Genomic DNA, 23,446 nt, shown 5'->3' with positions numbered 1-23,446 from the left:
CCATCAAGCCCTGTTCTGCGCAATGGCAGGCCGTGGGGCGATTCGCGGTTCGACGTCGATGAAACCGGAGCCCCGGAAGTCGCCATCTGTGGCGCGGGCCATGTCTACCTCAAGGCGCGCTGTGGCATTTACTTCTGCCGCGACTTGGGCAACAGCCCTTGCTTGTTCAATCGAGTAGGTGCCCGCTAGCACGCCCTCCATCGTCTTGCCGAGGATGGCGCGCAAATCACTGAGGTTGTTCATGCTGCTGCTCCAAGTTGTTGATCTTCCGCCGGAACCAAGCAAGGGTCATGGCGGTTGAACGGTATTCCTCGCCGTAGCGGGCGATGGTGTTGCGCCGCATGTTTTCTCCGCGAGTGATGCACTCCAGCCGATCCAGCGTGATCTCGTCAGGGCTGGTCGTTTGCTGGCCTGGCCGGAAGATGACAATGTGCCCGTCAGGCACTGGGCCGTTGGCCGCCTCCCACACGAGGCGGTGTAGCGCGACCCATCGGCGCGCCGGGTAAACGCTCTGGTCGTCAGAAATCTTCTGCTCGAGGTATCCGTCCTTGCTCAGCCGCAGGCTTCCGATGGGGCGATAGTTGCGGGATTCTTCTGGTCTTCTGCCGGGTTTGAATTGCGTTTCGGCTGCCCGGCCACCCGCGTTCCATCCCTTTAGGCCAGCGTTCCATGGGGCGGCGCCTTTCTTGAATCGTGTCTTGGTGCCGGGGTTGTCCTCCCGACGTAGACGGCAGGCGTGCGGCCCGGCCAGGTATTCAGCCGTCTTGCTCAGCTCAAGCAATTTGGCGCGGCTGTAAATAGAGCGATCTGAGCGACCTAGCAGCTCCTGCATGAATGCCATGGGTTTGTGTGGGTAGTGCTCGCGCATCAGCTCGTCTTCGTCCGGCGTCCATGGCTTCTTGATGCATCGTCTCGGCTTTGCCTGCCTGGCACGGCTCAGCGCCTCTAGCGCAACCTGACTCAAACTGCTCATGACTCCTCCTACGCTGCCCATCGGGTGCGGTACTGCACGATGTCGCGCACGGTGCTCATGCCGCAGCCGTATCGCTTCGACAGGACGAGATACCCGCCTTTGCCTGACTCGTAGTCGGCCCGCACCGCTGCCACCTGGGCGTCTGTGAGCTTCGCCCTGTGGTGCCATTCGCCGATGCGATGACCTGTGTGATTGCGAGGTCCGTTCATGCGGCCTCCTTTTTCCTTCGCCTGGACAGTGGCGTGGTGACAGCTTGCGCGACCGTCATGCCCTGCTGGATTCGGCGTCTCGCGTACTGGGGCGTGCATTGGCCGAACCAGGCGCACAGATCGGGAATCGATCCAGTGATGCCGTTGACCGTATGCAAATGCTTGGCCTTGCGTATCTCCGCGGCCCTGCGTGCGCCCGCTCTCATTGCTGCAAGCGTCTCCGCAGAGAGCTGCCACTCAATGTCGGGCAGGAGCTTTACGATCTCCGCGAACGTGTTGCGGGAAATGCCCAGTGCTTCGCGCACCTGGCCTTTGCTACGGCCGAGTGCGGCCATAGCTCGAATGGTGTCATCGAGGTTCATGGTGGTTTACCGGGAGGAGGGCGCGCGGGGCGCCCGGGGTGGATCAGATCAGCAGCGAGCGGGCGCCGCGGTAGGGGTCGGCAAAGGGGATGTCATCGATGAATTCATCCTCCGCCGGAGCTGGCTGGCTCTGCTGACGAGGCTGGTCCTGCTGCGGCCGGGGTTGCCGCTGGGCATCCTTCTCCGGCCAGTCGATGATCTCGGTACCCTGGCCGATGTGGATCTCGGTCACGTACCGCTTGATCCCGTCCTTCTCGTACTCGCGGGTCTTCATCTTTCCGCAGGCCAGAATGCGCTTGCCCTTGTGCAGCCACTCGCCCAGGAACTCGGCAGTCTTGCCGAAGGCAACGCAGCGCACCCATTCGGTTTGCTCGACCTTCTGATTCGTCTGCTTGTCCTTGTAGCTGTCGTCGACCGCGATGCTGAAATTCGCGACAGCCGTTCCGTTCGGCATGAAGCGCGTTTCAATTGCGGACCCAAGCCGGCCTATGCCGCGCCATTCGTTCAGGTTACTCATGCCGCCTTACTCCTCATGCGCTCTCGCATTTCGTGTTCAAGTTCTGCCAGCTCTTCGAGGAAGAGCTTGATTTCGGTTTCCATCTGCCGAATGCGTGCCTCGTCGCGCTCCAGGCGGAAGCAGGCGTACTGCAGTTCATCCGGCAGGCGGTCGTCGAAGGTGACGAAGTCGACCCACTCAAGCTCGGCGCAAGCCATCTGCGCGAACATCTGCCATTCGTACTGCGGGTCATGCTTGCCGGATTGGATGGTGGCGATGTGGGTGGCCGTATTAGGGCATTTGCACTCAATCGACCCGACACTACCGACGAGCCCGTCTGGCGAGGCTATGAACCCGTCGATTTTGGGGTGAGAGAAGCATCCGGTTTCGGTAACCATGTTGCCCGCGTCTATCTCGTACGCAGCACGAGCCAGCGGCTCAAGCTCTACGCCACGCTGAACCGCCGCGTTGCGTGACAAATCTACGCCGCCTGGCCTCCCTGTGAGTCGCTCGCAGAGAAGCTCCATCATGTAGTTTTTGCGGGTGGCGGAAGGGGCATCACCGCGACCCTTTGACATCACATCTCTGACTCGGCTAGCGCTTACCTTTCCAACCCTGAATTGATGCCACTCAGGGCTGCCTTGGATGAACTTGTGCTCAGCCATGACGGCATTCCTCTTCTGCTTTATCTCGATACCGGATCGCATCTTCAAGCGACCGGAATCGCGCGTGCGCCACGATCTCGCCGCCTCGCCGAATGCGGACCCTCCAGTACACGTACTCACGCCCCCTCGCTATCTTCCGCTCCTGGGCAATGTTTCTTTCTCCAGAGGTATTGTTCCGGTATTCCCGCTTATTCAGGCCTTGCTCTAAGCGAGTCGCCCATACGCAATTTTCTGGCGAGTAGCCTGCACTATTGTCGACGCGCTCTAGGGTCAGGCTAGGATCTGGGCGCGGCCCCATATCCTCTAGGAAATGCGCGAATGACTGGCGCCAGCGCTCGCAGACGGTGATGCCGCGGCCACCATAGTTGGCGTATGCGTGGTGCGACTCTCGGTGACATCTTCTTTTCATGTCGCTCCAGACCCACATCAATCGCATGCGCTCAGTTGCGCTAATTGGCTCCATCTTCCTTCTCCACGAGCTCGCCTTCGATCGGTTCGCTGAGCGCCTTCTTGCGCTCGTCCTTCACGGCAGTTAGGCGCGCCCTGGCCGCAGGATGTTGATTCCATGCGGCTTTGAATGCTGCGTGCAGCTCTTCCATGCTGCTCGCGTTCTGGATCGACTCGAGCGCAGGCGTGATGTCCGGCTCGCTTGCCGAAGGCGTCACGTCCTTCTCGGTGATCCGCTGCGCTTCGTCCTCGTCAAAGATCCCGGTGTAACCAAAGGCGAGGCGGGCGCACTGGATCATGGCTTTGTGGCGCAGCATCCGCTTCGGGTGCGACTGCCATGGTTGAGTGTTGCGCTTGCATTCGGCCATCCATTCGGTGACCTTGATTGGGTGATTGCGGTCTTTGCGGTAGATGATGCAGGTGCACGACTCGTCGTCCTGCTGGAAGTCCATGCCGTCGAACGCGCCGTTCTCATTGATGATCCGCGACCAGCCGTCGACGCCCACTACCGGCACGATGCCTCCCTTGTCGGGGAAGGCATAAATCTCCTTGGTCCAAGGGTTCAGGCCGTACTGGTCTGCAACGATCAGAAGCGCCTGCATTTGCGCGTCGCTGACTTGCCCCTTGAAAGCGGTGGCCTTCAAGGTCTGCATCATCTCGTTCGGGTCAACCCCGAATCGGTCAGCCATTCGCGAGGCTAGGCTCGCGGGTTTTAAGGTCGCTACGTTGCTCATTACTCAAACTCCAAAGAAGTGATGCAGGGCGGCTTCGAACGCCAGGCCGTACAGAAAAACGCCAGCCAGTCCGAATACCCAGAGGACAGTCCACCCAGCGGCGAAGCTGTGGCCTGATGGGGTGTCGTCGTAGGGGAGGGGGAGGGTGCGGTTCATGGGGTCACCTTCCTGTAGCCGTCTTTCATGCGGCCCGCTATGGAATCCAGCTTTTCGGCCATGTACCACATGTCGTTGTTGTCGCGGCGCGATACAACGCCGGAGCGCTGGACGTTTCGCCCGATCAAAATCCAGGCAGCTAGCCGGACCAGGGCGGCCTCGAAGTGTCGACGAATCATGAAGTGATCCTCCCTGCCAGTCCGCTAGCCATGAACCACAAGGCGATGCCGGCCAGAGCCAGAACACCGCCTCCGAATGTCTGCCAGAACGCTATGCGCTTGGCGCGTTGATACGAGCTCGCCATCACACACCCCCTATCAGCGCAACGTGGCACAGCGCCCCGATGAACAGGGCTACGATGACGAGGCCGACAGCGCCGGCCAGCTCCTTGAGTTGGATGGTCATGGCTGCTCTCCTTTGAATAGTTCGGGATGCAGCTGCCGGGCTGGGCCGGCGAGCCAAGGGCGGCGAATAACAACTTCTATTCCCAGCACCCAAAAGGTCACGGCGTTAGCGACCCTGAACTTCATGAATCGAGGCCGGCGCAGTGAGAAGCCACGGATGTTGATGCTTATCCAGCTCGCTTTTGGCAGGCCTGGGTGGCGAACGTGAGCGTCATGCTTCAGGCTGTGAATGTTCATGGCTGGGCTCCTCGCAAAAGGTCTGGCGCAGGTTTGCGCGCTCTGCGTAGCGGCAAGTTGTACTTGCGGAAGAAGTCGCGTCTGGCGTCCAGCCACGCCTTGTAAGCCCAGCCCGAACGCTGCGAGTACGGATAGCTGTCGTCAATGGCCTTTGCTATTGCGGCCGGCTCTGCATCGGCGCGGCCAGTTCGCACCGTTTCCATGTGACTCCACGCAGTCGCATACCAGGTCATGGCTGGGCTCCTTGCAGGGCGGTGAATAGTTCGGCCATCGCCTCGTCGATCGGCTTGATTTCACGGTCGAAGAACGCTTGTGCGTCGATCTCGTCTTCTGCTGGCAGCTCGCCGGGGCCTGCCAGGCTGTTGTAGATCCAGCGCATACCCTCTTCATCGCCGCGCTGATCTGCGTCGATCACGGCTGCTTTCATGGCCAGCAGGTAGCGGCCGAACAGCAGATCAAGCTCCTTGACTCGCATCCGCGCTGCATCCCGCTCAGCGAGAAGGGATTCGTAGTCATCACGCTTCATCCAGCGGCCGTGCTCAGATTCGTACGCTCGCGGCGATCCGAACTTGTCCACATCGAAGTTGAACCGCTTCACTTCCTTGCTCATGCCGCCTCCTGCTTGCTCTGTTCGATCTGTTCGGCCTTGCTGCGCAACTGCGCCGCGTGGTTTTCGATGAATGCATCCTTTAGCTCGTGGATGCTCGTGACGAGCTCGGACAGCGCCAGTGCAAGCCATGGGTTACGCTGCCCTATGGCGGCTTGCGTGCTCTCCCAGCGCCATCTGACGCCCATCTCCAGGATCAGCGAGGCGGCCATCTCGACCGGCACCTCAACCTTGTCCGCCACGAACTCGGCGTAGGCGGCGACGATGCTGGGCTCGAGCTCGTCGAGCTGTTCGTGGATCGCTTCTTCGATCGAAACGCTGTCATCCGGGCACGGCTGTTCGCGGCGCCCTATGGGTCCGTAGTGCTTCATGGTGGATACCTCGGTTGCCCGGATGGGCGATGGAAGGGGGTGATGCAGGTGTGGCTGGCTGCCGAAGTCCAGCTTTTATCCGTTTCCGGTTTTCCCTCGGAAATACCGATTGCGGCGAATCCACTGCATCGGGGGTCGGCCTGGACGCGGACCTTGCACCGCGATCTGGGAACTTGCCGGCCGGGCTATCAAGCAAGCCGACCTCCGATGCAGGCTCGTTACGTGAGCCATTCGGCCATCCCGACGGGCAAAGCTGTGGGTAATCCCGTAGATGGCTGCCGGGGTTTTTCTGCAATCGAGGCACTTGCCGGCTGATCCTCGTCGCGGGTATCCCGTAGGCCTGCCGCGCTCAGGTGTGATTTGGTATGGATGAGTCAGGATGGCTTATTGCGCTGCCACCAATCCCACATGTACAGCGCTGCTAGGGCGCCGCAGAGGGTCAGGGCTTCAGGGGTGGTTGGCATGGCTGGCCTTTTGCCTTGGTAACTGCTGCGCGCATCTTCTCGATCCAGGCGTCACCCGTCGCAGTTCCGCATAGAAAGCCGGGGAACGACTCCAGCGCCTCGAGCATGTCGAAGCTCGCAGCCATCACATGCGCTCGCTCAATCGCCTGGTCGAGATGGATTCCATGCCCGAGCGTTGGGTGCGGGTCGCGCTGGACGACTACCGCAACGCCCTGGAAGGTCTGCGGCAAGCTGCGATCGATTATGCGAACCCCGCCGCCTACCGGTGTTTCGTCCACTGCAATGCTCATCTCATCCTCCTATGTGCTGATGGGTGCCCGCTGCAGCCTGTCGCCAAGCTGCGGGGGTGGGGTTAGGCGGTTTCCTTTGCTGCCGCAATGTCGGCCTGCACGCTTACCACCTCATCCTCGCAAGCGATCAGAGCAAGCCGCTCGCGCTCCATCATCCTGTTCAAGGCCTTGGCAGATAGCGCGTTGAAGTTATCCGCGATCACCTCCTGCATGGCCTGATTAAAGGCCTCCGGCGATTTGTGGTAGTTGTTCGCGCCCGCATAAGCTTGCCCGCAATATTCGGCGCTGAACTTCAAGCCAGTCAGTGAATATGGCGTGTTGGATTGGCTATCAATCTTGCGAGCGTTGGCCATCCAGTTTTCTGCTTCTTTCCTGGCGGCGCGAGTCTTCACGTATGTCTCGTAGCTCTTCATTGCGTTGTCCTTTTCAGTGAATCCATCAAGCCGCCAACTGCGCCTCTTCCATCCGCTGCGCTCTCACTACCACCTGAGAGCGTGGGGTGTCGCGGCGCTCGGTTGATTCCCAATGCCGACTCATCGAATCGGCATCAGTGAATGTTCCGCGCTACACCCATCCGTTCATCACGGCTGCGATAGCGGTAACGATCATCAGCCCGGCCAGGAAGCCGAGCGTGGCGTTCAGGTGCTTGTACATGGCCATTCCTCCTTGAGGTGGCGTGTGGGTGTTCGTCTCCGTTGCGCGCTTTGCCGAGTCGTCTCAGCCGTGGTTTGCGAATCTGCCGTGCAGCTCGTCTCGCTTTGCTCTTACCGCGCTTTCCGCCGCTTCCAATTCGTCAAAAAGTCCGACGTGGTGTATCCGGTAGTTCAGGCAAACCTGGCCATGCCACTTCCCAGCCTTGCGGTTGAAGTGCACGCCCTTGACCCCGGAGCGGTTGTTTTTTCGGATTGGCTGGTTGTGGTTGTTCTGGCTGCGCGTACAAAGCCGCAAGTTGACCCAACGGTTGTCGCCGTGGGCGCAGTTGATATGGTCGATCTGCTGCGCCGGCCACTCGCCGGTCATGTAGAACCAAGCGAGACGGTGGGCGCGGTAGTTCTGCGAGCAGACGGAAATCATCATGTAGCCTTTCCTGTCTGGGTTGCCTGCGGTGGGGAGCCCGCCTGGCTTTGTGAACAGCCCGGTCTCCGGGTCGTAAGTGATTGCAGCAATCAAATCGGCGTGAGATAGAAGCTTCATTCCTTCCTCCTGCTTTCCGCGAAGCCCTCTACGAAGGCTCCCTGGAGAGCATCCCGGTCACCGTAGCGACCGGGTCATCTCTGAATCTTTCTCTCCAGCCGCGGAACCTTCCCGCTGGAAAACTCGTTTGGGGCTTTACGCTGCGCACCCGGGAGAGTTGCCATCCGTCTGAGCCGTTAAGGCCGGCTCATCGCTGCCTGTCGTGTTGCGGTGCCACTAAAGAACTTCGGGCCGAGGCCCAGGCATCGCTGCCCTAAATCAAAATCAGGCGGCCACCAGCATCAGCGGCTGCGAAATCTCACGACCGATCCGGGCGACGCGCTTTACAGCGGCCGGCGTGCGGACTGGGCGGGTTTGAAACTGTTGGTGCGGGGCTACTTCGCAGATGGCCAGCAGCAGCACGAGCGGGGCGATCACGGCCTTGCGCATGGCCTCGGCTACCAGGGCGGCGCGGCGCGGAACGTCGAGGCGGTACATGGCGGTCTGGATGCGCTTCTTGACGGTGTCCGGCGCGATACCCATGGCCTTGGCGATCTCTTTGTTCGTCAGCCCGCAAGCAGCCAGAACGGTGCATTCCAGCTCGCGCTCGCTGAGGCCGCGATCGGTGAAGCCCTGCCAGTTGCCGTGAGTGAAAACGTCCATTCGGGTTGCTCCTGCTGCTGCGTTGTTCGTTGATGCAAATATCAACCACTGGTTGATGTTTGTCAACAACCAACAATTGATATTTTCGAGAAAAGATCAACTGAGGGTTTAAGCTGCGCCGCGGAAAGTCAGCCCCGCACGAAGGCGGGGCCGAGTGTTAGTGCTCTGTACGGAGCCAGCGGACGTGTATGGAGCCATCCGGACGGTGGGTGAGGGCAACGCCTTCGGCCTGCTCGATCTCTTCAAGCAGGCGCTCCCAGTCCTCCGGCCGATCGCTAGAGCTGGGGCATAAGTTCGCTTGGCGCTCGCGCTGCGCCCTGGGAGTTGTGAGGGTGAGGTTTACCCGCCGTACGAGACGGCTATAGCTGGACAGCTGGGTTTGATGGGTGGCGTGTGCTGGTCCTGGCATGTGAATCCTCCTTCTACTACTGGATATTCACACAGTAAGTATGAGGATTAAGCCGGGCAAGAGAAAAGATGGTGGCGCGCCGCCACATGTAAAGAAAGGGATCAGACGAAGGCAGGAGAGGCTGGTGCGGATACAAAAAGCCCCGCGTGGGTGCGGGGCTTGAGCGTTATGAGAAGAAGTGCCTGAGAGCTACGCCTAATGCAGCCGATGCGAGAGCGCCTATGACCACAGCTCCGCCAAGATATTTAGCCATGGTGATCTTCAGCCCGTGTACGTCGGCGGTAATGGTCTTAGCGTCAGTTTTGATGCTGTTCACGTCCCGCTCAATCCGCTCGAAGCGAGCGTCGGTCACCTTCTCCCAAGCCTTGTCTCGCTCAGCCTGAGCTGCCAGGAAGCCGGAAAACTTCTCAGCGAGCGCAGCATCTCGAGCAGCTTGCTCTGCGCGAAACGATTCCTGCCTCATGTCCAGCTCACGCCGTAGCTGATCATCTCGAAGCGATAGCTCGTGCTTGTAATCTACTGTGCGACGCTCGGCGTCGCGCTCCATTCTCTCGATACGCTTATCCATCCGCTCTTCAATCGCAGATAGCGTTTGGTTCATTTCGTCTCGAGTAAGGTTAGTCATGGCATGAGTATGCGGTTGTCTTCTGACGTTGTCATCGCTTTCTGGATTGGCAGCTAAGGAGCCACTAATTTCGACGCAGCCTGACCAATTAAACGCACCGCCTTCTTTTACCCACGATTGGTCGCGATTAAGCATTGGGGGAGCCGCCCTGGTTGCTGTCAAGCCACTCAGTAACGACCTTGACGACGACCTGCTCAACATGACCGCAGTGCGTACAGTACATGCCGAACGTCGGTAGTCCGCGTTGCGTGCCATCTGAGCTGAGCGAGGTGAATCTGTGCACCATCTTCTGCATTTGCGCCCCACCGCCTGCCTTGGCGGGCTCATCGCCAGAATCCGTAGTTGCGCATAGGCCCCATCTTGCAGGAGCTTTCCCGCACGCGTTGCAGTTTGAGTCGGGGCGCGTGCCTTCAAGAAAGCGCACGAAATCCTCGGCTAATACGCTGTCAGCTTCGCTCATCTCTAAACCCTAACCTTGCTCGGCGCCACGATCGCCCCCACCGCATGAATCTGCTCGACCTGCTCAATCGGTATGGTGCGACGATCATAGGCGTCATTGGCCGACGCCAGGCTCACCTCAACGTCGTTGGCGTACAGCAGCTCCTTGAGCATGCACTCGCCGTCGACCAGGCGGACCATGACGTACTCGCCAGGCATGAAGCGGTTGTTTGGCTCGATGACCGCTATCCATCCGCTCTTGATCGCCGGCGCCATAGAGTTGCCTTTCAGGCGCAGGGCGTAAGCGCCTGCGTCGCGCGAATAGACATCTACAACGCCGTCAGCTTCGTCCAGGGCATACCAATAGCCCTCGGTGCCCATCTGCGCAGTTCCGACAATAGGGATGGCCCGGTACGGGCTAACGATGGGCGGGCCGGGCTCGACGTTCGACGCCTCCGCACCGCCGCGCATGGGGCCGTCGCCGTATTCGAGCCACTGAGCGTTGACCCCTAGCCAAGATGCGAGAGGGCGCATGTTTTCTTTCTCGGGGATGGACTCTGCGCGAAGCCACTTGCTGGTCGCCTGAGTCGTCGTTGTCACTCCGACCGACCTCAGGCCATTACACAGGTCTACGTTGCGCCCACGGGCCGGCCTGACGCCTTCCTTCTCGTCTAGAGCCTTGTTCAGACGGGCCGTGAAGGCCTCTCGAATGTTCGCAGATGCAACCATAGGTTGATGATTGCATGCCGCTTGCGCAACTGTCAGTTGATCTCTAATATCAACTCCTAGTTGATAAGAGAGGTCAATCATGGGCAATTCCATTGCTGATTACTCCTCAGCCGTTGCTTGGGCTGTGGACAAGGTAGGCGGGCCAGTATCAGCCGCGAAGATTTGCGGCGTTAGTCGCACCGCAGTTGATAAATGGATCTCGAAGGGCACGTTGCCTCGCACCGAGTACACCGGTGAATCGAAGCATGCCGAGCGGCTAGCTGCTGCCTCTGGTGGAGCATTCACCGCCTCCGATCTGCTCAAACCTTCCGTTCCGGTTGCCCCTGCTGAGCAGATCAATCCGCGTCAGGAACAACAGCCTCAACCTGAAGGGTTCGTCGAGCGTCGCCGTCCTGGCGCGCAGAGTCACGCTGGCATTCGCACTGGCCGCCGTTTCACGGACGCAACTGTCCGCGAGCAGATCGTCGCGATCGGCAAAGCTGCCAAGGGTGAGTTTCCCGAGTGAGTGAGACATGGCTGGGTTCTCCGTAACCGTTGAGCCCAGTTTAGGTAGTGGCAAAAGAGCAGCAAAGAACGCCGGTGGGGCTGGGGAGATATCCAGTATCGCGGGCACAAAAAAGCCGGGATTGCGGCCCGGCTTCTCTACAGCAGTACAACGTGAACAGGGAAAGATTATGGACAACGTTATTCAGATTGGCAACACCCAACGGGGGTTCACCCGGATGGACAACAGCATCATGGAGTCGTTGGCGGCGGTTGACCTGCCCGCACGCGAATTCCGCGTTCTGATGGCTGTGGCGCGTCAGACCATCGGATACCAGGTGGAGACCAAGCGTCTCTCTGCCGATGACCTGGGCAAGCTCACCAACATGCGCCGCGACGTTGTGTCGAAGGCGATCAGCCATCTCCTTGAGCGTCGCATCATGTTCCGCGTAGGCGGGAGCCGGGGCGAGCTGGGCATCTCTCCGGTATCAGAGTGGACCTTCTACGACCAAAAGCAGAACAGTCTCAATGAGACCAAATCGTCTCACTCAGCCCAAATCGTCTCACTGAGACAGGACGCGAGTGAGACCAAAACGGCAACTTGCTTCCTTTATACAAAGAAAACAACTCTTCCTTCGGAAGAGATTGTAACGCCCCCCGTGAAAGGCAAGTCCGAGGCCAAGGCGAAGAGCCGCAAGCCGTCCTCGGCAGGGTTCGGCCTGACTCACATGCTGGCTGACAACCCCCATGCCATCCCTGATCAACTTCTCCAGGACTGGATCGCCCTGCGCAAGCAGAAGCGCGCCGCACTGAGCGCAACCGTCTGGACTGCCCTAAACGCCGAGCTGCACAAGTGCGTAGCCGCTGGCATCTCCGCCGAGACCGCGATGACCGAGGCGCTGGTAGCTGGCTGGCAGGGCTTCAAGGTTGACTGGATCATCAAGCGCCTGACCAACGATGGGCGTATGCCGGCCGGCAAGCCTGCCGCCCCTGATTTCCACTCCGGCGACACCAGCTGGGCGGAAGACCTGGGGGACCTGTGATGCGAAACGTCAAGGATCTGATCCCAGCCGCCACGAGCGGCAAGCACGTAGGCGCAGCGTCCGCGCCGCAGCCACGTTCGGTCGACCAGGGGACGGCAAGCGTGGTCAACAGCCTGTTCGCAGAACTGCAGTGCATCTTCCCCGCGTGGAAGCAGGCCTGGCCGGACGAGGATTCCCTGAAAGCCGCCAAGCGCTCCTGGATCAAGGGGTTCATGGCTGCGGGCATCAACTCGCTCGAGCAAATCCGCTTCGGTATCCAGCAGTGTCGCAAGTCCGGCGGCGAGTTCGCGCCGAGCGTGGGCCGGTTCATCAAGTGGTGTGAGCCGACGCCGGAGATGTTGGGTTTGCCCGATGCGGCCAAGGCGTACCGCGAAGCCTGCGCCAACGCCCACCCAGCCGCCGACCGGAAGTGGTCGCATCCTGCGGTCCATCACGCCGCCTGCGAGACCGGTTTCTACGAGCTGGCGAATCTCTCGGAAGAGCGGAGCCGCAAGCTGTTCGACCGCAACTACGCGATCACCGTCCGCATGGTCATGACCGGCCAGCCGCTGCGCGAGATTCCCCTGGCGCTGCCAGAGACGGTGACCGTCCGCACGCCGGAGGTTGGCCGGGAGAACCTGCAGAAGCTCCGCGAAATGTTCAAGGGGGGCAGGGGATGAGCACCTCCATCGGCACCGGCCGCATCCATGACCGGGGCATTGACTGCCCGACCACCTGCGACATCTGCCTGAAGCCTCGCAACAACGGCTCGCACCGTTCCTGCGCCAAGGTTCGCCAGCGCATATACGCCGCCCCGGCACAGCAGCGCCTGGCGGTACAGGCACTCCAGAAGCAGGGCTATCGCACCCAATCCATCACCGGGACCGGCATAGGCCTATCCCGCGGCAATGACCATCGCGTCGTCTGTGCTGACGGAAGCACCCAGCGCGGCGTAGGAGCGAGCAAATGAGCAAGTACGACGAGATTGTGAAGGAGCGCAACCAGTTGAAGGCGGATAACCAGAAGCTCCGACTGAGCAATGCTCGCATGTTCGGAGAGCTGTATCGCATAGGCCATGAGTTCCCGCAGCTCGAGGCTCGATGCGCTGCTGCTCGCGCCGGGGAGGGCTCGAAATGAGCCAGCTCGACATGTTCTGTGAACAGCCTTTTTCGATTCTTCTCAAGAACAAAGAAACCGCCACGCGCCGTTATGACGCAATTGTCCTTGTCATTTCCGGCCTGCATTTCAGCTGCGACCTTCAGTCTGGGGCAAGCGGCGAGCGCCAGCTTCGGATCATCTCCAGCCTTGCCGAACGCGCAGGTGCGGAAGTGGTAGCGCATGGTGAGCTGCTTAAACGCCTGCAGTCTGCGCAGGAGGCCTCTAAATGACCGACTACATGGAAATCACCGAAGCCTTCCACCAGGCCCGCACAGCCCCCGATGTAACAGATCGCGCTACTGGCCTAGAGGAGGCAGATCGTATAGGTGGCGTGGCGCTGGTACAGGCCAGGCTGCAGGGGCAGGGCGCTGAGTTCTGCATCGACTGCGACGAGGCTATCCCCGCCAAGCGTCGCGCTGCTGCTCCGTGGGCAGAGCGCTGCATCTCCTGCCAGGACGACCACGACAAGCGGGAGGGGCGGCGTCATGGCTGACCACATGCTCCGCTCCGACATGGACCGCCAGCGCCTGATCAGCTTCCTGCAGGGATTGGACCTCTCCAAGCCTCGCAAGGTGGCCATCACCGAAGTGCGCAGCAAGCGGTCCGAGGCTCAGAACCGTTTGCTCTGGCAGTGGAACGGGATCATCCAGACGCACCTGCGCGATTCGTTCGGCCAGGTGGCCAGCGCTGAAGAGTGGCACGAGATCCTGGTCAGCAAGCTCTGGCCGTCCGAGGTTCACCCGGTAGAGCTGCCAGACGGCACTCGGTACCGCGTAGGCCGCGCCAAGACTCGAGCCTTCACGATCCAGCAGATGACCACTTACCTGGAGCTGCTTGACGCCTACTGCGCCGAGCACCTGGGCCTGCTGCTGCCGCACCCGGAAGACCTGATGTACGCCATCTATGGCGAGCGGAGGGCAGCATGAGCCGAATAGTCAGCAAAAAACTGCGCGATTCGGCTCGCGGCCAGTCGTGCACGCTTCGCCTCCCGGGCTGTGGATTCGATGACGGCACGGTGGTCCTCGCCCATCTGCCGGTCGGTATGCGCGGAGTCGGGATCAAGACTCCTGATCTTTTCGCTATCCACGCTTGCGACGCCTGTCATGCGCGCCTCGATGGCCGGATCAAGGCCGATATCGACTTCCGCGACGTGCTGCGCGCTCTCGCTGAGACGCAGATGCGCTGGTACGAGGCCGGGCTGATCAGTGTGCGAGGTGCAGCTTGAAGGTCCCATGCCCCACCAACGCCAACCACGACACCACGGCATTCAGCAGCCGCCAGATCGTCTGGTGCCACGACTGCCGCAAGGAACACCCATGGCCGCTAAAGCCCGGCCAGCTCCCCCTGATCGCAAACAACAGAGCCACAAGGAAGCCGCAATGACTGACGCAAACAAACTCGCACAAACCCTGGCCGAGCGCGGCAGCCGTTACGGCGACTTCACCGATCACGCGCGCATCTGCCAGAACCTGAAACGCACCATGTGCGCGGAGGCCGGCTGGGGTCGCCTTACCGACGTGCAGAAGCAATCGCTCGAGGTCATCGCTGACAAGGTCGGGCGCATCCTCTCCGGCGACCCGAACTACGCCGACAACTGGCATGACATCCAGGGCTACGCGAAGTTGGCCGAGGACCGCCTGCCGCCAGAGTTCGGCCAGCAGAACACCTTCGACTACCGCGACGAGGCTGAGAAGGTGCCTGAGCTAGGGCGAACCTATACGACTCAAGCCATCCGCTGCTTCGTATGCGGCGGCGAGCACGGGAACATGCCTTGCCCGAATGCGCGGATTACGGCACGCCCTGACATCAAGTCTTTCTTTGCCCATGACCCTCGCACCGTTTCCGGCGTAGACGTGGCATTCGAGACCGAGAAGCACATGAACTTCGCGCCGGAGTGCCAGCACACCTTCGAGGACCACGGCTGCTATCGGTTCGGTTCGCGGGGCCAGCAGCTGACCATTTGGAACTGTGCCAAGTGTGGCGCCGAGCAAGTCGAGGCCGAAGATGAATGACTTCCTCTGCGGCGAATGCTGGATTCAATTTGGCGACCTTGACTGCCGATGCTCGGGCGCTGATCGAAGCGGACAAAACGGCCTGCCTCATCCGGTGGAAGGTTCGCGACCTGAAGGGGCCGGAGAAGGATCGACAGGGGCGCGTCCTGCTGGCAGCTGTTCCAGAGAGTGCGCGACCTGCCGTTGTGGCGGCGCTAAAGGCGAGGGGGAGTAGATGAGCAAGGCCGAGGAGATCCTGGACCTGTTCCTCCACGACGCCGGCATCAAGGCTGTGCGCGAGTACCGCTTTGCTGCTGAGGCTTGTGGAGGGCCTGGTAAGGGTCTGAGGGATCGCCTGGCCAAGGCTGGCCTGAGCGACTGGCGCGCTGACTTCGCGCTGATTGAGCACGGATTGCTGATCGAGGTAGAGGGTGGCGGATGGTCAGGCGGGCGCCACACCCGCGGTGCCGGCTTCGCTGCCGACCTCAAGAAATACGACGCTGCCGCCCGCCTAGGGTGGCGCGTCTACCGCTGTGACCCCGCCATGATCAAGAGCGGGCGCGCGATCGAGACAATCCGAATTCTGATGCAGCAGGGGGAGGCCGCGTAATGCCGGCACGCAAGCACGACGACGAGACAATCAAGGCCGCCCTTGTAGGCCGGACCGTGGCCGCGGCTGCAAAGCTGCTCAACCTGCACGAGAGAAACGTCTACGCGCACAAGGCTCGCCTGGCCCGCCAGGGATGGAGCCCGGAGCACGACATGACCAAAACCGTGCCCGATGGATTTCGCCTGAAGGGCACTTCCACCCTGTACGACGAGGACGGAAAGGCAAAGCTGCAGTGGGTCAAGACGACGATCGATCAGGAACGCCAGGCCGAGCTGATTCGTGAGGCTTGCGAGGCCATGTCCGAGGATCTGCCGCAAGTGAAGCCAAGGGCGGTGAAGGATGCCGGATACCTGTCCCAGCTGCTCGCAGCCTACCCGATCGGCGATGCCCACATTGGAATGCGGGCCTGGGGAGAGGAGACACAGGGCAGCGACTGGGATCTTGCCATTGCCGAGCGCGTCCAGTGTGGTGCTATGGCGGCCCTGGTCGATATGGCGCCGGCCTGCGAGCAAGCGCTGATCATCAACTGCGGCGACTGGTTCCATGCCGACAACATGGAAGGCACCACGAGCCGGTCAGGCCACATCCTGGACGTCGACGGGCGTTACGCGAAGATGATTCGCGTCGGCGTGAAAGTGATGAGGCAGTGCATCGAGTCGGCCCTCATGAAGCACGCCCGGGTGCGCGTCTGCAACGTCATCGGCAACCACGACGACACCGGGGCTATCTGGCTGAGCATCGCCCTCAGCCACATCTACGCCAACGAGCCGCGCGTGACGATCGACACCTCGCCGGCGCCGTTCATGTACCACGAGCACGGCAAGGTGCTCATCGGGATGCACCACGGCCACTCGTGCAAGCCTGACCGTCTCCCCGGCGTCATGGCTACCGATCAGGCGCAGGCCTGGGGCCGCACTGAGTTCCGCTACTGGTACATCGGCCACGTCCACCACCAGAGCGTCAAGGAATACAGCGGCGTTACCGTCGAGTCCTTCAACACCCTGACCGCCAAGGACGCTTACTCCGCATGGGGCGGCTACCGGGCCCAGCAGAACATGAAGTGCATCATCCATCACGCGGAGTTCGGCGAGGTCGGCCGGCACACGGTGAATCCGAACATGCTCAAGGGGGAGGTAGCAGCATGAACCAGTGGACACACATCTTCTTTCCGATTGCCATGTTCAGAATCTACGGCGAGCACTGCAGGATCGTGAAGCGCCGCGGCGGGCTCATGGGGAAGCTCTTCGGTGACGTGTACATCGAGACGAACAAGGGCTATCGGGGTTGGCAGGACAGCGAAGACGTGATCGAGTCGGGGGAGGCAGCATGACCTATCGCAACGTGGTTTCCGCAGTAGTCCGCGCCCTGGCGTCGGAGGTGATCAACTCGGCAGGGGGCTGTGACTTCGAACCCAAAGTGCAAAAAGCGCGCATTCCTGGCGAGATCAGCGGGAAGGAGGCGGAGTTCCTCTTCGACTGCATGGTCCATGCGGTGCTGCACAAGCGGCTCAGCAAAGAGCACTGGCGCGCACTCACGGCGCAATACTCTACACATGCGGAGCGCAAGCGCATTGCGATCGGCGAGCTGGTCGGAACAATCCAGTCGCCCGCACCGGCGCGCTTCATCAACTGCTGCGTGGTGACCTGGGCCTACCCGAAGCTGCCAGGCGTGGAAGGTAAGCGCTCGACAAACGTCCTTCCGGCCGGATGGTACGAGATGGACCGGTGGAGCGATGACCCGGTGCCGGAGCGCACGCAACACCGGTGGAAGGCTGGCATTCGCAAGGAACTGAAGCGGCTTGTGGACGAAGCTCTGGTAGAGGCGCAACACATTCTGGACATGGAAGGTTTAATTTCATGTCAGGCCGCTTGACGGATTGGCAGAGTGGCAGTAATGTGTCGCTATCTTGGTCATTTCACGCGTTGAGATGGCCGAGAAGCTCAATGAGACTGCTAGCGGCCGGAAACGGAACGGGCGAGGAGGAGTTGAGCAGCAGGTGAATGCGCAGGCTGATGCGCAACGCAGGGGAGAATAGCCACCCCCAGTGGGTAGACGTAGCTGCGAGCTACCCGTGCCGGAGATCAGCACCGGCCACCTGCACCAATCCAAGAGCCCAGCCTAACCGCTGGGCTTTTTTATGCGCGAACGGTTCGATAAGGGCTCACCTACCCAGCGCACCCATTACAAGCCTCGGCCATGTGTCGGGGCTTTCTTCGTACTGGAGGCTGCATGTTCACCGTCAAGGTTTACACGAAATACGGCTACTTCCAGTACGAAGTGAAGGAGATGGCCTCTGCCCTTGAGCACGCCCAGCTGATCATGGAGCGCCGTGTCTATCGCCGATCCAACGAGCGCGGCGAAGTCGAGTTTCACGAGGTCATCAAGACCAAGGTGTGCGGCGAAGGCCTCGCATCCGAATACCCGGACACGTTCAAGCGGACGTAGCCGAAACCCTCTTCCGGCCCCATGCCTCTGACTGCTTCCTAGCTCCCTGGCGGATAGCGACAGGCATGTGAGGCCGGACCTATTCCTAACGAGACTCCACTATGACCACAGAGCAGCAGACTCTCGCGGACATGCCGTTCTGGCTGCTCGTGCTTATTTCAATGGCTGGACTCTCTGGCGAGATGCTGCGCGCATCTGCCGGTGAAGACCTCACGATGGGCCAGATCACCAAGCGGGTGGCACTCCGCTTCGGTGCGTCCGGCTTCTTGGGCATGAGCACGCTGATGCTCGCCCTGGCATTCGGCTCCGGCATCTACATGGCCGGCGGTCTCGGCATCGTGGTCGCTGTGCTAGGCGCTGATGTGGCCGGCGGGCTCTATACCCAGTGGCTTGCCAAGAAGGCCGGCATTCGCGGGGAGTGATGAGCGATGAAGGCTGAGCGATTTCGTGAGTGGCTGCGCCGCCTGATGACGGGCCTTCACCCCAATCTGGTATGTACCGCATGAAACGCACCACAGTCTGGCGCCTCGTCCTGGCCTCCGGCCTCATCTCCCTATGCCTTATCGGTTGGGCTGTGATTGAGGCGGTCAAGTGGGTGGCTTCTATGGCGTCGTGTGTATAGCCATGGCTTGTGCAGCATGTGAGCGTCGCCGCGAATGGCTGAAGAAATGGGCAAAGGTGGCATATGACCGAGCGCGTGGAATCGTTACTGACCCAGCTACTGGAAGAGCAGCGCAAGACGAACCAGCTGCTGCTGATGCTCGTGGAAGCACTGGCGCAGGAAGACGCTGATCCAGATGCTGTACCTGCCACCTACATGGATGGCTCGAGGGTGAGCTGATGGCCAAGCTGAAGATGCACAAGCCGCATCAGCTGAAGATGGCCGACACCCAGCCAATCAAGGTGGCAGTGGTAGCAGATAGGCGCATCACTGGGCGCAGGCTGCAGGCTCGGCGCTATGCGGTATGGCTGCGCGATCCAACGTGTGCGATGTGCGGACGTGTCGTTGCCTACCCATCTGGCTTTGAGCTTGACCACGTTGTCCCGCTCTTCATGGGAGGCGAGGACGTGGAAGAGAACTGCCAGGTGCTGTGTGTGCACGTCGAGATGGTCGATGGCCAGCGAGTCAAGACTGGATGCCACGTCAGCAAGAGCGCGACGGAGCAGCAGCCGTAGGGGGGGTGGGTCGAAAGTTCGGAATCGTCCGACCCAGGAAACCGCGCCCTCACTCATTTGCAGAAATTATCCCGCTTAACGAGGACAGTTAACCATGGCGTTAACCGATCAGAAGCGCCGGTACGCCGATGCGCGGCTGGCCGGCATGGGCAAGAAACAGGCCGCGATTGAGGCTGGCTGCCCAGAGAAAACTGCCGCACAGGCTGCGTCTCGCTACGAGAAAGACCCTGATGTGATTGCTGCCATGTCACGCACGGTCGCCGTGCAGGAGCGCAAGAAGTCCGCGCCGCCTGAAGTCGATCCGAACCCGCACATCCCGGCTACGGCTGCTGACCCTTTGGAATTCATGCGCCAGATGATGAACGACCTGGAAGCTGAGCCGAAGCTGCGCTTGGATGCTGCAAAGGCGCTGGCAGCTTTCACGGTCGCCAAGCCGGGCGAGAAGGGCAAGAAAGAACAAGTGCAAGAGGCTGCCGAACAGGTGGCCACTGGCAGGTTTGGCTTACGCAAGCCAGGGCAGCTCAAAGCGGTGAAGTAAATGGAATGGACAACCGCCTGCCCCGATTGGGAATCGCGCATCGTTGACCGCCAGTCGATCATGCCGCTGACCCCGATCTTTCAGGACCAGGCGGACGACGCGCTCGACGTGTTCTGCAATCTCCGGATGGTTGACGCGATTGGCAGCCCTCTGATGGGTGATACGTGCCAGCCGTGGGTGCTCGAGCTCGTCGCGGTCCTGTTCGGATCCTACGATGCCGAGGCAAAGCGCCGGCTCATCACCAACTACTTCCTGATGGTGAGCAAGAAGAACGGCAAGAGCACCATTGCTGCCGGCGTCATGCTCACCGCATTGATTCTAAATACGCGCCCATCTGGCGAGTTCATCATCCTCGCGCCGACCAAGGAAGCCGCGGACAACGCCTACAAGCCGATCCGCGACATGATTAAGGCGGATGAAGAGCTTGAGGCTCGCTTCCACGAGCAAGAGCACATCCGCACGATTACCGACCGGCTGAACCAGGCCACGCTGAAGGTAGTAGCTGCAGACAGCGCCACGGTAACCGGCAAGAAAGCCATCGGCGTATTCATCGACGAGTTGCACGAGTTCGGCAAGCAAGCCAAGTCCGCAAACATGCTTACCGAGGCCACTGGCGGGCTTGCATCACGCCCTGAAGGCTTCGTTTTCTACTGCACAACCCAGTCCGCGGCGCCTCCGTCTGGCGTGTTTAAGGCGAAACTGGACTATGCGCGCGGTGTTCGTGATGGCCGGATCAATGACAAACGATTCCTGCCGATCATTTACGAGTTCCCAAAGCGGATGCTCGAGCAGGATCTGCACAAAGACCTGGCGAACGCCTACGTCACAAACCCAAATTGGGGCGTCTCGGTAGACCAGCAGGTCATCGAGCAGAAGTATCAAGAGGCACAAGAGGCCGGCGAAGAGGCTGTTCGGGACTTCCTAGCCAAGCACATGAACGTCGAGATCGGCCTGGCGCTGATGTCGAACCGCTGGGCCGGTGCTGAGTTCTGGGAAGCGCAGGCGCGCAAGGTCATTTCGCTCGAATACATCCTTGAGCACAGCGAGGTCGTCACGATCGGTGTCGATGGCGGCGGCTTGGATGACTTGCTCGGTTTGGCGGTCGTTGGCCGGCACAGTGAAACCCGCGAATGGATGGCTTGGTGCCGAGCATGGGCGCATCCGTCTGTTCTCGAGCGACGCAAAGACATCGCGGCTCAGCTCCATGACTACTCGCGCTCTGGTGACCTTGTGCTGGTCAAGCAGATCGGCGACGACGTGGACGAAGTGGCGGACGTTGTCGAGCAGGTATATGCCGCGGGCCTGCTGCATCAGGTAGGCCTGGATCCGGCCGGAATTGGAGCCATTCTCGAAGCCATCATTGAGCGCGAAGTCGATCAGGAAAAGGTCGTCGGGGTCAGCCAAGGTTGGCGCCTCGGCGGCGCGATCAAGACTACCGAGCGCAAATTGGCCGAAGGCGGGTTGATCCATGCCGACCAGCCGATGATGAACTGGTGCTGTGGCAACGCCCGCGTAGAGCCCAAGGGCAACGCAATCCTTATCACCAAGCAGGCCAGTGGCTCGGCAAAGATCGACCCACTGATGGCCTTGTTTAACGCTGTATCGCTGATGGCCGCGAATCCCCCTGGCCAGATGAACGTCAACGACTTCCTAGACAACCTGGTGATCGCCTAATGGCAACCCTCAATGACCCCGGATTCTGGCAGCGGTTCTGGAGCCGACTCTCCGGACGCGCGCGCCTGGAAGACGGTGAGCGGGCGCTGCCTTTCGATTCACATACAACGCCGTCCGGTTCAACGGTCGGACCTGACTCGTCCCTAAAGCTGTCGGCGGTATGGGCCTGCGTGCGGCTTCGTTCGCAAACGATCTCGTCCTTGCCGCTGCACTTGCGGGCCGAAGATAAGTCGCTCGCGAAACAGCACCCGCTGTACCGCTTGCTGCATTCCTCCCCGAATGCGGACATGACGGCCAGCGAGTTCTGGGAGTCTCAGCTGGCATCCCTGGATCTTTGGGGTAACTCCTTCGTTCTGATCGAGTGGGCTGGCCGGCGAGTCGTCTCTCTGACGCCGCTGAACCCCGAAAAGGTCGCAGTAGTGCGCAGCTCCTCGGGCGAGCTGACCTACGAGTACACCAAGGGCGGCAAGGTAACTATCTACCGCGAGAACGAGATCCTGCACCTGAAGGGCTTCACGCTCGACGGGATAATGGGGCTTTCGCCCATCCAGTTTGCAGCCGAAACCATGGGCGGGCTGATGGATGCGAACCGGGCCGCAGCCAGGGAGTTCCAGAACGGCCTGAAAGTGGGTGGATTCCTCAAAACTGGCGCCACCACTCTCCAGAAAGATCAGCGTGACCGACTGCGAGACTCTCTTTCTCAGTTCGGCAGGCCAGAAAACGCCGGCAAATGGATGGTCCTTGAGGCTGGAATGGAGCCCGCAAGCGCCCAGGGCATCCGCATGAACCCGGCCGACGCGCAGCTTCTGGAGTCCCGCTACTTCGGGATTGAAGAGATTTGCCGAGCATTCGGGGTGCCTCCTCAGCTAATCGGGCATACCGACAAGGCCTCGAGCTGGGCGTCGAGCCTGGAGAATACCAATCTCGGGTTCTTGACCTATTCGCTGCGCCCAACGCTTGTTCGTATCGAGCAGGCCATTACCAAAAAGCTTCTGCTGCCTGAAGAGCGTGACCAGTACCGGCCAAAATTCGCGGTCGAGGGGCTGCTTCGAGCCGACTCTGCCGCGCGGTCGTCCTTCTATTCGCAAATGCTCCAGAACGGCGTCATGAGCCGCAACGATGTGCGCGCGCTGGAAGACCTGCCGCCGGTCGAGGGGGGTGACGCGCTGACCGTACAACTGAACCTGACCACCATCGACAAGATCGGTGCTCCGGAGGAGACCCCATGAACCACAAAACTCTGGACGTATCGTTCGAGATCAAGGCTGTCAGCGATGACGGCCTTTTTTCTGGGTACGGTTCTGTCTTCGGGAACGTCGACGGTGGCGGCGATATCGTCCACCGAGGCGCTTTCGCCAAGTCGATTCAGGAGTGGGAAGGCCGCAAGCGTATGCCGCCCGTGCTCTGGAATCACGACCGGAACGAGCCCATCGGCGTGTATACGGCCATCCGGGAGGATGAGAAAGGGCTTTACGTAGAGGGGCGGCTGCTCGTTAACGAGGTTCAGCGCGCTCGAGAGATTCACGCGCTGATGAAGGCCGGCGCCCTGGACGGTATGTCCATCGGTTACGGCGTCCGCGGCGCTGATCGGGACAAATCGACCGGCGTACGAAACCTCAAGGAGCTGCGCCTGTTCGAGGTCAGCATCGTCACCTTTCCGATGAATGAGGCGGCCACCATCGATGCGGTTAAGTCCGCGCTCGAGGATGGTTCTCTGCCCACTCTGCCCGAATTTGAGAAGTTCCTGCGAGAGGCAGGCTTTTCGAAAACCCAAGCCACCGCTATCGCGAGCGGCGGCCTGGCAAAGTTGCTCCGGAGTGAGTCCGGCGACACCGAAGCGAGCAAAACGCTAAGCGATGCGCTGGCGATTCTTACCAAATCTGCATAGGGATTCACT

General features: G+C 60.6%; 42 protein-coding genes. 22 read left to right on the top strand and 20 right to left on the bottom strand.

What is annotated here, in order from left to right; genetic code table 11:
• Positions 1-3 precede the first annotated feature (3 nt).
• The 20 genes from MST27_RS05020 to MST27_RS04930 form a co-directional block, all read right to left on the bottom strand.
• Positions 4-243 carry a hypothetical protein gene (locus MST27_RS05020; RefSeq protein ID WP_243604910.1) on the bottom strand — a complete coding sequence of 80 codons (240 nt, stop codon included), beginning with the start codon at positions 241-243 and terminating at the stop codon, positions 4-6.
• Positions 227-964, bottom strand: coding sequence for an HNH endonuclease signature motif containing protein (locus MST27_RS05015; protein WP_243604909.1), 738 nt, complete (start codon positions 962-964; stop codon positions 227-229). The genes MST27_RS05020 and MST27_RS05015 overlap by 17 nt, the downstream gene beginning before the upstream one ends.
• Positions 965-981: 17 nt before the next feature.
• A complete protein-coding gene (locus MST27_RS05010; RefSeq protein ID WP_243604908.1) occupies positions 982-1,182 on the bottom strand; it encodes a hypothetical protein in 201 nt (66 codons plus the stop codon).
• A complete protein-coding gene (locus MST27_RS05005; RefSeq protein WP_243604907.1) occupies positions 1,179-1,544 on the bottom strand; it encodes a hypothetical protein in 366 nt (121 codons plus the stop codon). The genes MST27_RS05010 and MST27_RS05005 overlap by 4 nt, the downstream gene beginning before the upstream one ends.
• A gap of 43 nt (positions 1,545-1,587) precedes the next feature.
• The gene (gene ssb, locus MST27_RS05000; RefSeq protein ID WP_243604906.1) at positions 1,588-2,061 is read right to left on the bottom strand and encodes a single-stranded DNA-binding protein; all 474 of its coding nucleotides are present in this window, start codon (positions 2,059-2,061) and stop codon (positions 1,588-1,590) included.
• Complete coding sequence (locus MST27_RS04995) at positions 2,058-2,705, bottom strand: lambda exonuclease family protein (RefSeq protein ID WP_243604905.1); 648 nt, start codon at positions 2,703-2,705, stop codon at positions 2,058-2,060. Before MST27_RS04995 ends, ssb begins: the two co-directional genes overlap by 4 nt.
• Positions 2,706-3,154: 449 nt before the next feature.
• Complete coding sequence (gene bet, locus MST27_RS04990) at positions 3,155-3,886, bottom strand: phage recombination protein Bet (protein WP_243604904.1); 732 nt, start codon at positions 3,884-3,886, stop codon at positions 3,155-3,157.
• Between the two features lie 3 nt (positions 3,887-3,889).
• Complete coding sequence (locus MST27_RS04985; RefSeq protein WP_243604903.1) at positions 3,890-4,042, bottom strand: hypothetical protein; 153 nt, start codon at positions 4,040-4,042, stop codon at positions 3,890-3,892.
• On the bottom strand, positions 4,039-4,221 hold the full coding sequence (locus MST27_RS04980) for a hypothetical protein (protein ID WP_243604902.1): 183 nt from the start codon (positions 4,219-4,221) through the stop codon (positions 4,039-4,041). Before MST27_RS04980 ends, MST27_RS04985 begins: the two co-directional genes overlap by 4 nt.
• Positions 4,222-4,443: 222 nt before the next feature.
• Entirely contained in the window at positions 4,444-4,683 is a 240-nt protein-coding gene (locus MST27_RS04975; RefSeq protein ID WP_200630016.1) for a hypothetical protein, read from the bottom strand.
• Positions 4,680-4,916, bottom strand: coding sequence for a hypothetical protein (locus MST27_RS04970; RefSeq protein ID WP_243604901.1), 237 nt, complete (start codon positions 4,914-4,916; stop codon positions 4,680-4,682). Before MST27_RS04970 ends, MST27_RS04975 begins: the two co-directional genes overlap by 4 nt.
• Positions 4,913-5,293 (bottom strand): hypothetical protein, encoded by a 381-nt coding sequence (locus MST27_RS04965; protein ID WP_243604900.1) that lies wholly within the window; start codon positions 5,291-5,293, stop codon positions 4,913-4,915. The genes MST27_RS04970 and MST27_RS04965 overlap by 4 nt, the downstream gene beginning before the upstream one ends.
• Positions 5,290-5,661 carry a hypothetical protein gene (locus MST27_RS04960; RefSeq protein ID WP_243604899.1) on the bottom strand — a complete coding sequence of 124 codons (372 nt, stop codon included), beginning with the start codon at positions 5,659-5,661 and terminating at the stop codon, positions 5,290-5,292. The genes MST27_RS04965 and MST27_RS04960 overlap by 4 nt, the downstream gene beginning before the upstream one ends.
• 439 nt (positions 5,662-6,100) lie before the next feature.
• Positions 6,101-6,415, bottom strand: a complete 315-nt coding sequence (locus tag MST27_RS04955; RefSeq protein ID WP_243604898.1) for a hypothetical protein — start codon at positions 6,413-6,415, stop codon at positions 6,101-6,103.
• Positions 6,416-6,477: 62 nt separating this feature from the next.
• Positions 6,478-6,828: a hypothetical protein gene (locus MST27_RS04950; RefSeq protein ID WP_243604897.1), complete on the bottom strand. Its 351-nt coding sequence runs from the start codon at positions 6,826-6,828 to the stop codon at positions 6,478-6,480.
• Positions 6,829-7,132: 304 nt separating this feature from the next.
• Positions 7,133-7,609 carry an HNH endonuclease gene (locus MST27_RS04945; RefSeq protein ID WP_243604896.1) on the bottom strand — a complete coding sequence of 159 codons (477 nt, stop codon included), beginning with the start codon at positions 7,607-7,609 and terminating at the stop codon, positions 7,133-7,135.
• A gap of 264 nt (positions 7,610-7,873) precedes the next feature.
• Positions 7,874-8,251, bottom strand: a complete 378-nt coding sequence (locus MST27_RS04940; RefSeq protein ID WP_243604895.1) for a helix-turn-helix domain-containing protein — start codon at positions 8,249-8,251, stop codon at positions 7,874-7,876.
• Between the two features lie 157 nt (positions 8,252-8,408).
• Positions 8,409-8,660: a DUF1654 domain-containing protein gene (locus MST27_RS22550; protein WP_420864218.1), complete on the bottom strand. Its 252-nt coding sequence runs from the start codon at positions 8,658-8,660 to the stop codon at positions 8,409-8,411.
• Positions 8,661-8,826: 166 nt separating this feature from the next.
• A complete protein-coding gene (locus MST27_RS04935; protein WP_243604894.1) occupies positions 8,827-9,420 on the bottom strand; it encodes a hypothetical protein in 594 nt (197 codons plus the stop codon).
• Positions 9,421-9,747: 327 nt separating this feature from the next.
• Positions 9,748-10,533 (bottom strand): S24 family peptidase, encoded by a 786-nt coding sequence (locus MST27_RS04930; protein WP_243604893.1) that lies wholly within the window; start codon positions 10,531-10,533, stop codon positions 9,748-9,750.
• Between MST27_RS04930 and MST27_RS04925 the strand changes: the two genes are divergently transcribed.
• From MST27_RS04925 to MST27_RS04820, 22 genes are all read left to right on the top strand, one after another.
• A complete protein-coding gene (locus MST27_RS04925) occupies positions 10,532-10,957 on the top strand; it encodes a helix-turn-helix domain-containing protein (protein WP_243604892.1) in 426 nt (141 codons plus the stop codon). The two genes, MST27_RS04930 and MST27_RS04925, sit on opposite strands and share 2 nt — an antisense overlap.
• Before the next feature lie 169 nt (positions 10,958-11,126).
• Positions 11,127-11,978: a replication protein gene (locus MST27_RS04920; protein ID WP_243604891.1), complete on the top strand. Its 852-nt coding sequence runs from the start codon at positions 11,127-11,129 to the stop codon at positions 11,976-11,978.
• Positions 11,978-12,637: a replication protein P gene (locus MST27_RS04915; protein ID WP_243604890.1), complete on the top strand. Its 660-nt coding sequence runs from the start codon at positions 11,978-11,980 to the stop codon at positions 12,635-12,637. The genes MST27_RS04920 and MST27_RS04915 overlap by 1 nt, the downstream gene beginning before the upstream one ends.
• Positions 12,634-12,927, top strand: coding sequence for a hypothetical protein (locus tag MST27_RS04910; protein ID WP_243604889.1), 294 nt, complete (start codon positions 12,634-12,636; stop codon positions 12,925-12,927). The genes MST27_RS04915 and MST27_RS04910 overlap by 4 nt, the downstream gene beginning before the upstream one ends.
• A complete protein-coding gene (locus MST27_RS04905) occupies positions 12,924-13,094 on the top strand; it encodes a hypothetical protein (protein ID WP_243604888.1) in 171 nt (56 codons plus the stop codon). The genes MST27_RS04910 and MST27_RS04905 overlap by 4 nt, the downstream gene beginning before the upstream one ends.
• Positions 13,091-13,345, top strand: coding sequence for a hypothetical protein (locus MST27_RS04900; RefSeq protein WP_243604887.1), 255 nt, complete (start codon positions 13,091-13,093; stop codon positions 13,343-13,345). Before MST27_RS04905 ends, MST27_RS04900 begins: the two co-directional genes overlap by 4 nt.
• Positions 13,342-13,608, top strand: coding sequence for a TraR/DksA C4-type zinc finger protein (locus MST27_RS04895; RefSeq protein ID WP_243604886.1), 267 nt, complete (start codon positions 13,342-13,344; stop codon positions 13,606-13,608). Before MST27_RS04900 ends, MST27_RS04895 begins: the two co-directional genes overlap by 4 nt.
• Positions 13,601-14,041 (top strand): recombination protein NinB, encoded by a 441-nt coding sequence (locus MST27_RS04890; RefSeq protein WP_243604885.1) that lies wholly within the window; start codon positions 13,601-13,603, stop codon positions 14,039-14,041. Before MST27_RS04895 ends, MST27_RS04890 begins: the two co-directional genes overlap by 8 nt.
• Complete coding sequence (locus tag MST27_RS04885; RefSeq protein WP_243604884.1) at positions 14,038-14,340, top strand: nuclease domain-containing protein; 303 nt, start codon at positions 14,038-14,040, stop codon at positions 14,338-14,340. Before MST27_RS04890 ends, MST27_RS04885 begins: the two co-directional genes overlap by 4 nt.
• 154 nt (positions 14,341-14,494) lie before the next feature.
• Positions 14,495-15,127, top strand: coding sequence for a hypothetical protein (locus tag MST27_RS04880; protein ID WP_243604883.1), 633 nt, complete (start codon positions 14,495-14,497; stop codon positions 15,125-15,127).
• Positions 15,128-15,341: 214 nt separating this feature from the next.
• Positions 15,342-15,716: a hypothetical protein gene (locus tag MST27_RS04875; protein ID WP_243604882.1), complete on the top strand. Its 375-nt coding sequence runs from the start codon at positions 15,342-15,344 to the stop codon at positions 15,714-15,716.
• Positions 15,716-16,861, top strand: coding sequence for an oxidoreductase (locus tag MST27_RS04870; RefSeq protein ID WP_243604881.1), 1,146 nt, complete (start codon positions 15,716-15,718; stop codon positions 16,859-16,861). The genes MST27_RS04875 and MST27_RS04870 overlap by 1 nt, the downstream gene beginning before the upstream one ends.
• Positions 16,858-17,046: a hypothetical protein gene (locus MST27_RS04865; RefSeq protein ID WP_243604880.1), complete on the top strand. Its 189-nt coding sequence runs from the start codon at positions 16,858-16,860 to the stop codon at positions 17,044-17,046. Before MST27_RS04870 ends, MST27_RS04865 begins: the two co-directional genes overlap by 4 nt.
• On the top strand, positions 17,043-17,588 hold the full coding sequence (locus MST27_RS04860; RefSeq protein ID WP_243604879.1) for a hypothetical protein: 546 nt from the start codon (positions 17,043-17,045) through the stop codon (positions 17,586-17,588). The genes MST27_RS04865 and MST27_RS04860 overlap by 4 nt, the downstream gene beginning before the upstream one ends.
• A gap of 357 nt (positions 17,589-17,945) precedes the next feature.
• A complete protein-coding gene (locus tag MST27_RS04855) occupies positions 17,946-18,161 on the top strand; it encodes a hypothetical protein (protein ID WP_243604878.1) in 216 nt (71 codons plus the stop codon).
• Positions 18,162-18,262: 101 nt separating this feature from the next.
• Complete coding sequence (locus MST27_RS04850; RefSeq protein WP_243604877.1) at positions 18,263-18,583, top strand: phage holin family protein; 321 nt, start codon at positions 18,263-18,265, stop codon at positions 18,581-18,583.
• Positions 18,584-18,846: 263 nt separating this feature from the next.
• Positions 18,847-19,002 (top strand): hypothetical protein, encoded by a 156-nt coding sequence (locus MST27_RS04845; protein ID WP_243604876.1) that lies wholly within the window; start codon positions 18,847-18,849, stop codon positions 19,000-19,002.
• Positions 19,002-19,337, top strand: a complete 336-nt coding sequence (locus tag MST27_RS04840) for an HNH endonuclease (RefSeq protein ID WP_243604875.1) — start codon at positions 19,002-19,004, stop codon at positions 19,335-19,337. The genes MST27_RS04845 and MST27_RS04840 overlap by 1 nt, the downstream gene beginning before the upstream one ends.
• A gap of 94 nt (positions 19,338-19,431) precedes the next feature.
• Entirely contained in the window at positions 19,432-19,875 is a 444-nt protein-coding gene (locus MST27_RS04835) for a terminase small subunit (protein WP_243604874.1), read from the top strand.
• Entirely contained in the window at positions 19,876-21,549 is a 1,674-nt protein-coding gene (locus MST27_RS04830; protein ID WP_243604873.1) for a terminase large subunit, read from the top strand.
• Entirely contained in the window at positions 21,549-22,778 is a 1,230-nt protein-coding gene (locus MST27_RS04825) for a phage portal protein (RefSeq protein ID WP_243604872.1), read from the top strand. The genes MST27_RS04830 and MST27_RS04825 overlap by 1 nt, the downstream gene beginning before the upstream one ends.
• Positions 22,775-23,437, top strand: a complete 663-nt coding sequence (locus tag MST27_RS04820; protein ID WP_243604871.1) for an HK97 family phage prohead protease — start codon at positions 22,775-22,777, stop codon at positions 23,435-23,437. The genes MST27_RS04825 and MST27_RS04820 overlap by 4 nt, the downstream gene beginning before the upstream one ends.
• Positions 23,438-23,446 lie beyond the last annotated feature (9 nt).

It is taken from the genome of Stutzerimonas marianensis (assembly GCF_022810315.1).
Taxonomy (GTDB): Bacteria; Pseudomonadota; Gammaproteobacteria; order Pseudomonadales; family Pseudomonadaceae; genus Stutzerimonas; species Stutzerimonas marianensis.
Note: the sequence above shows the minus strand (reverse complement) of the source record. Positions and strands in the feature narration are given on the sequence as shown.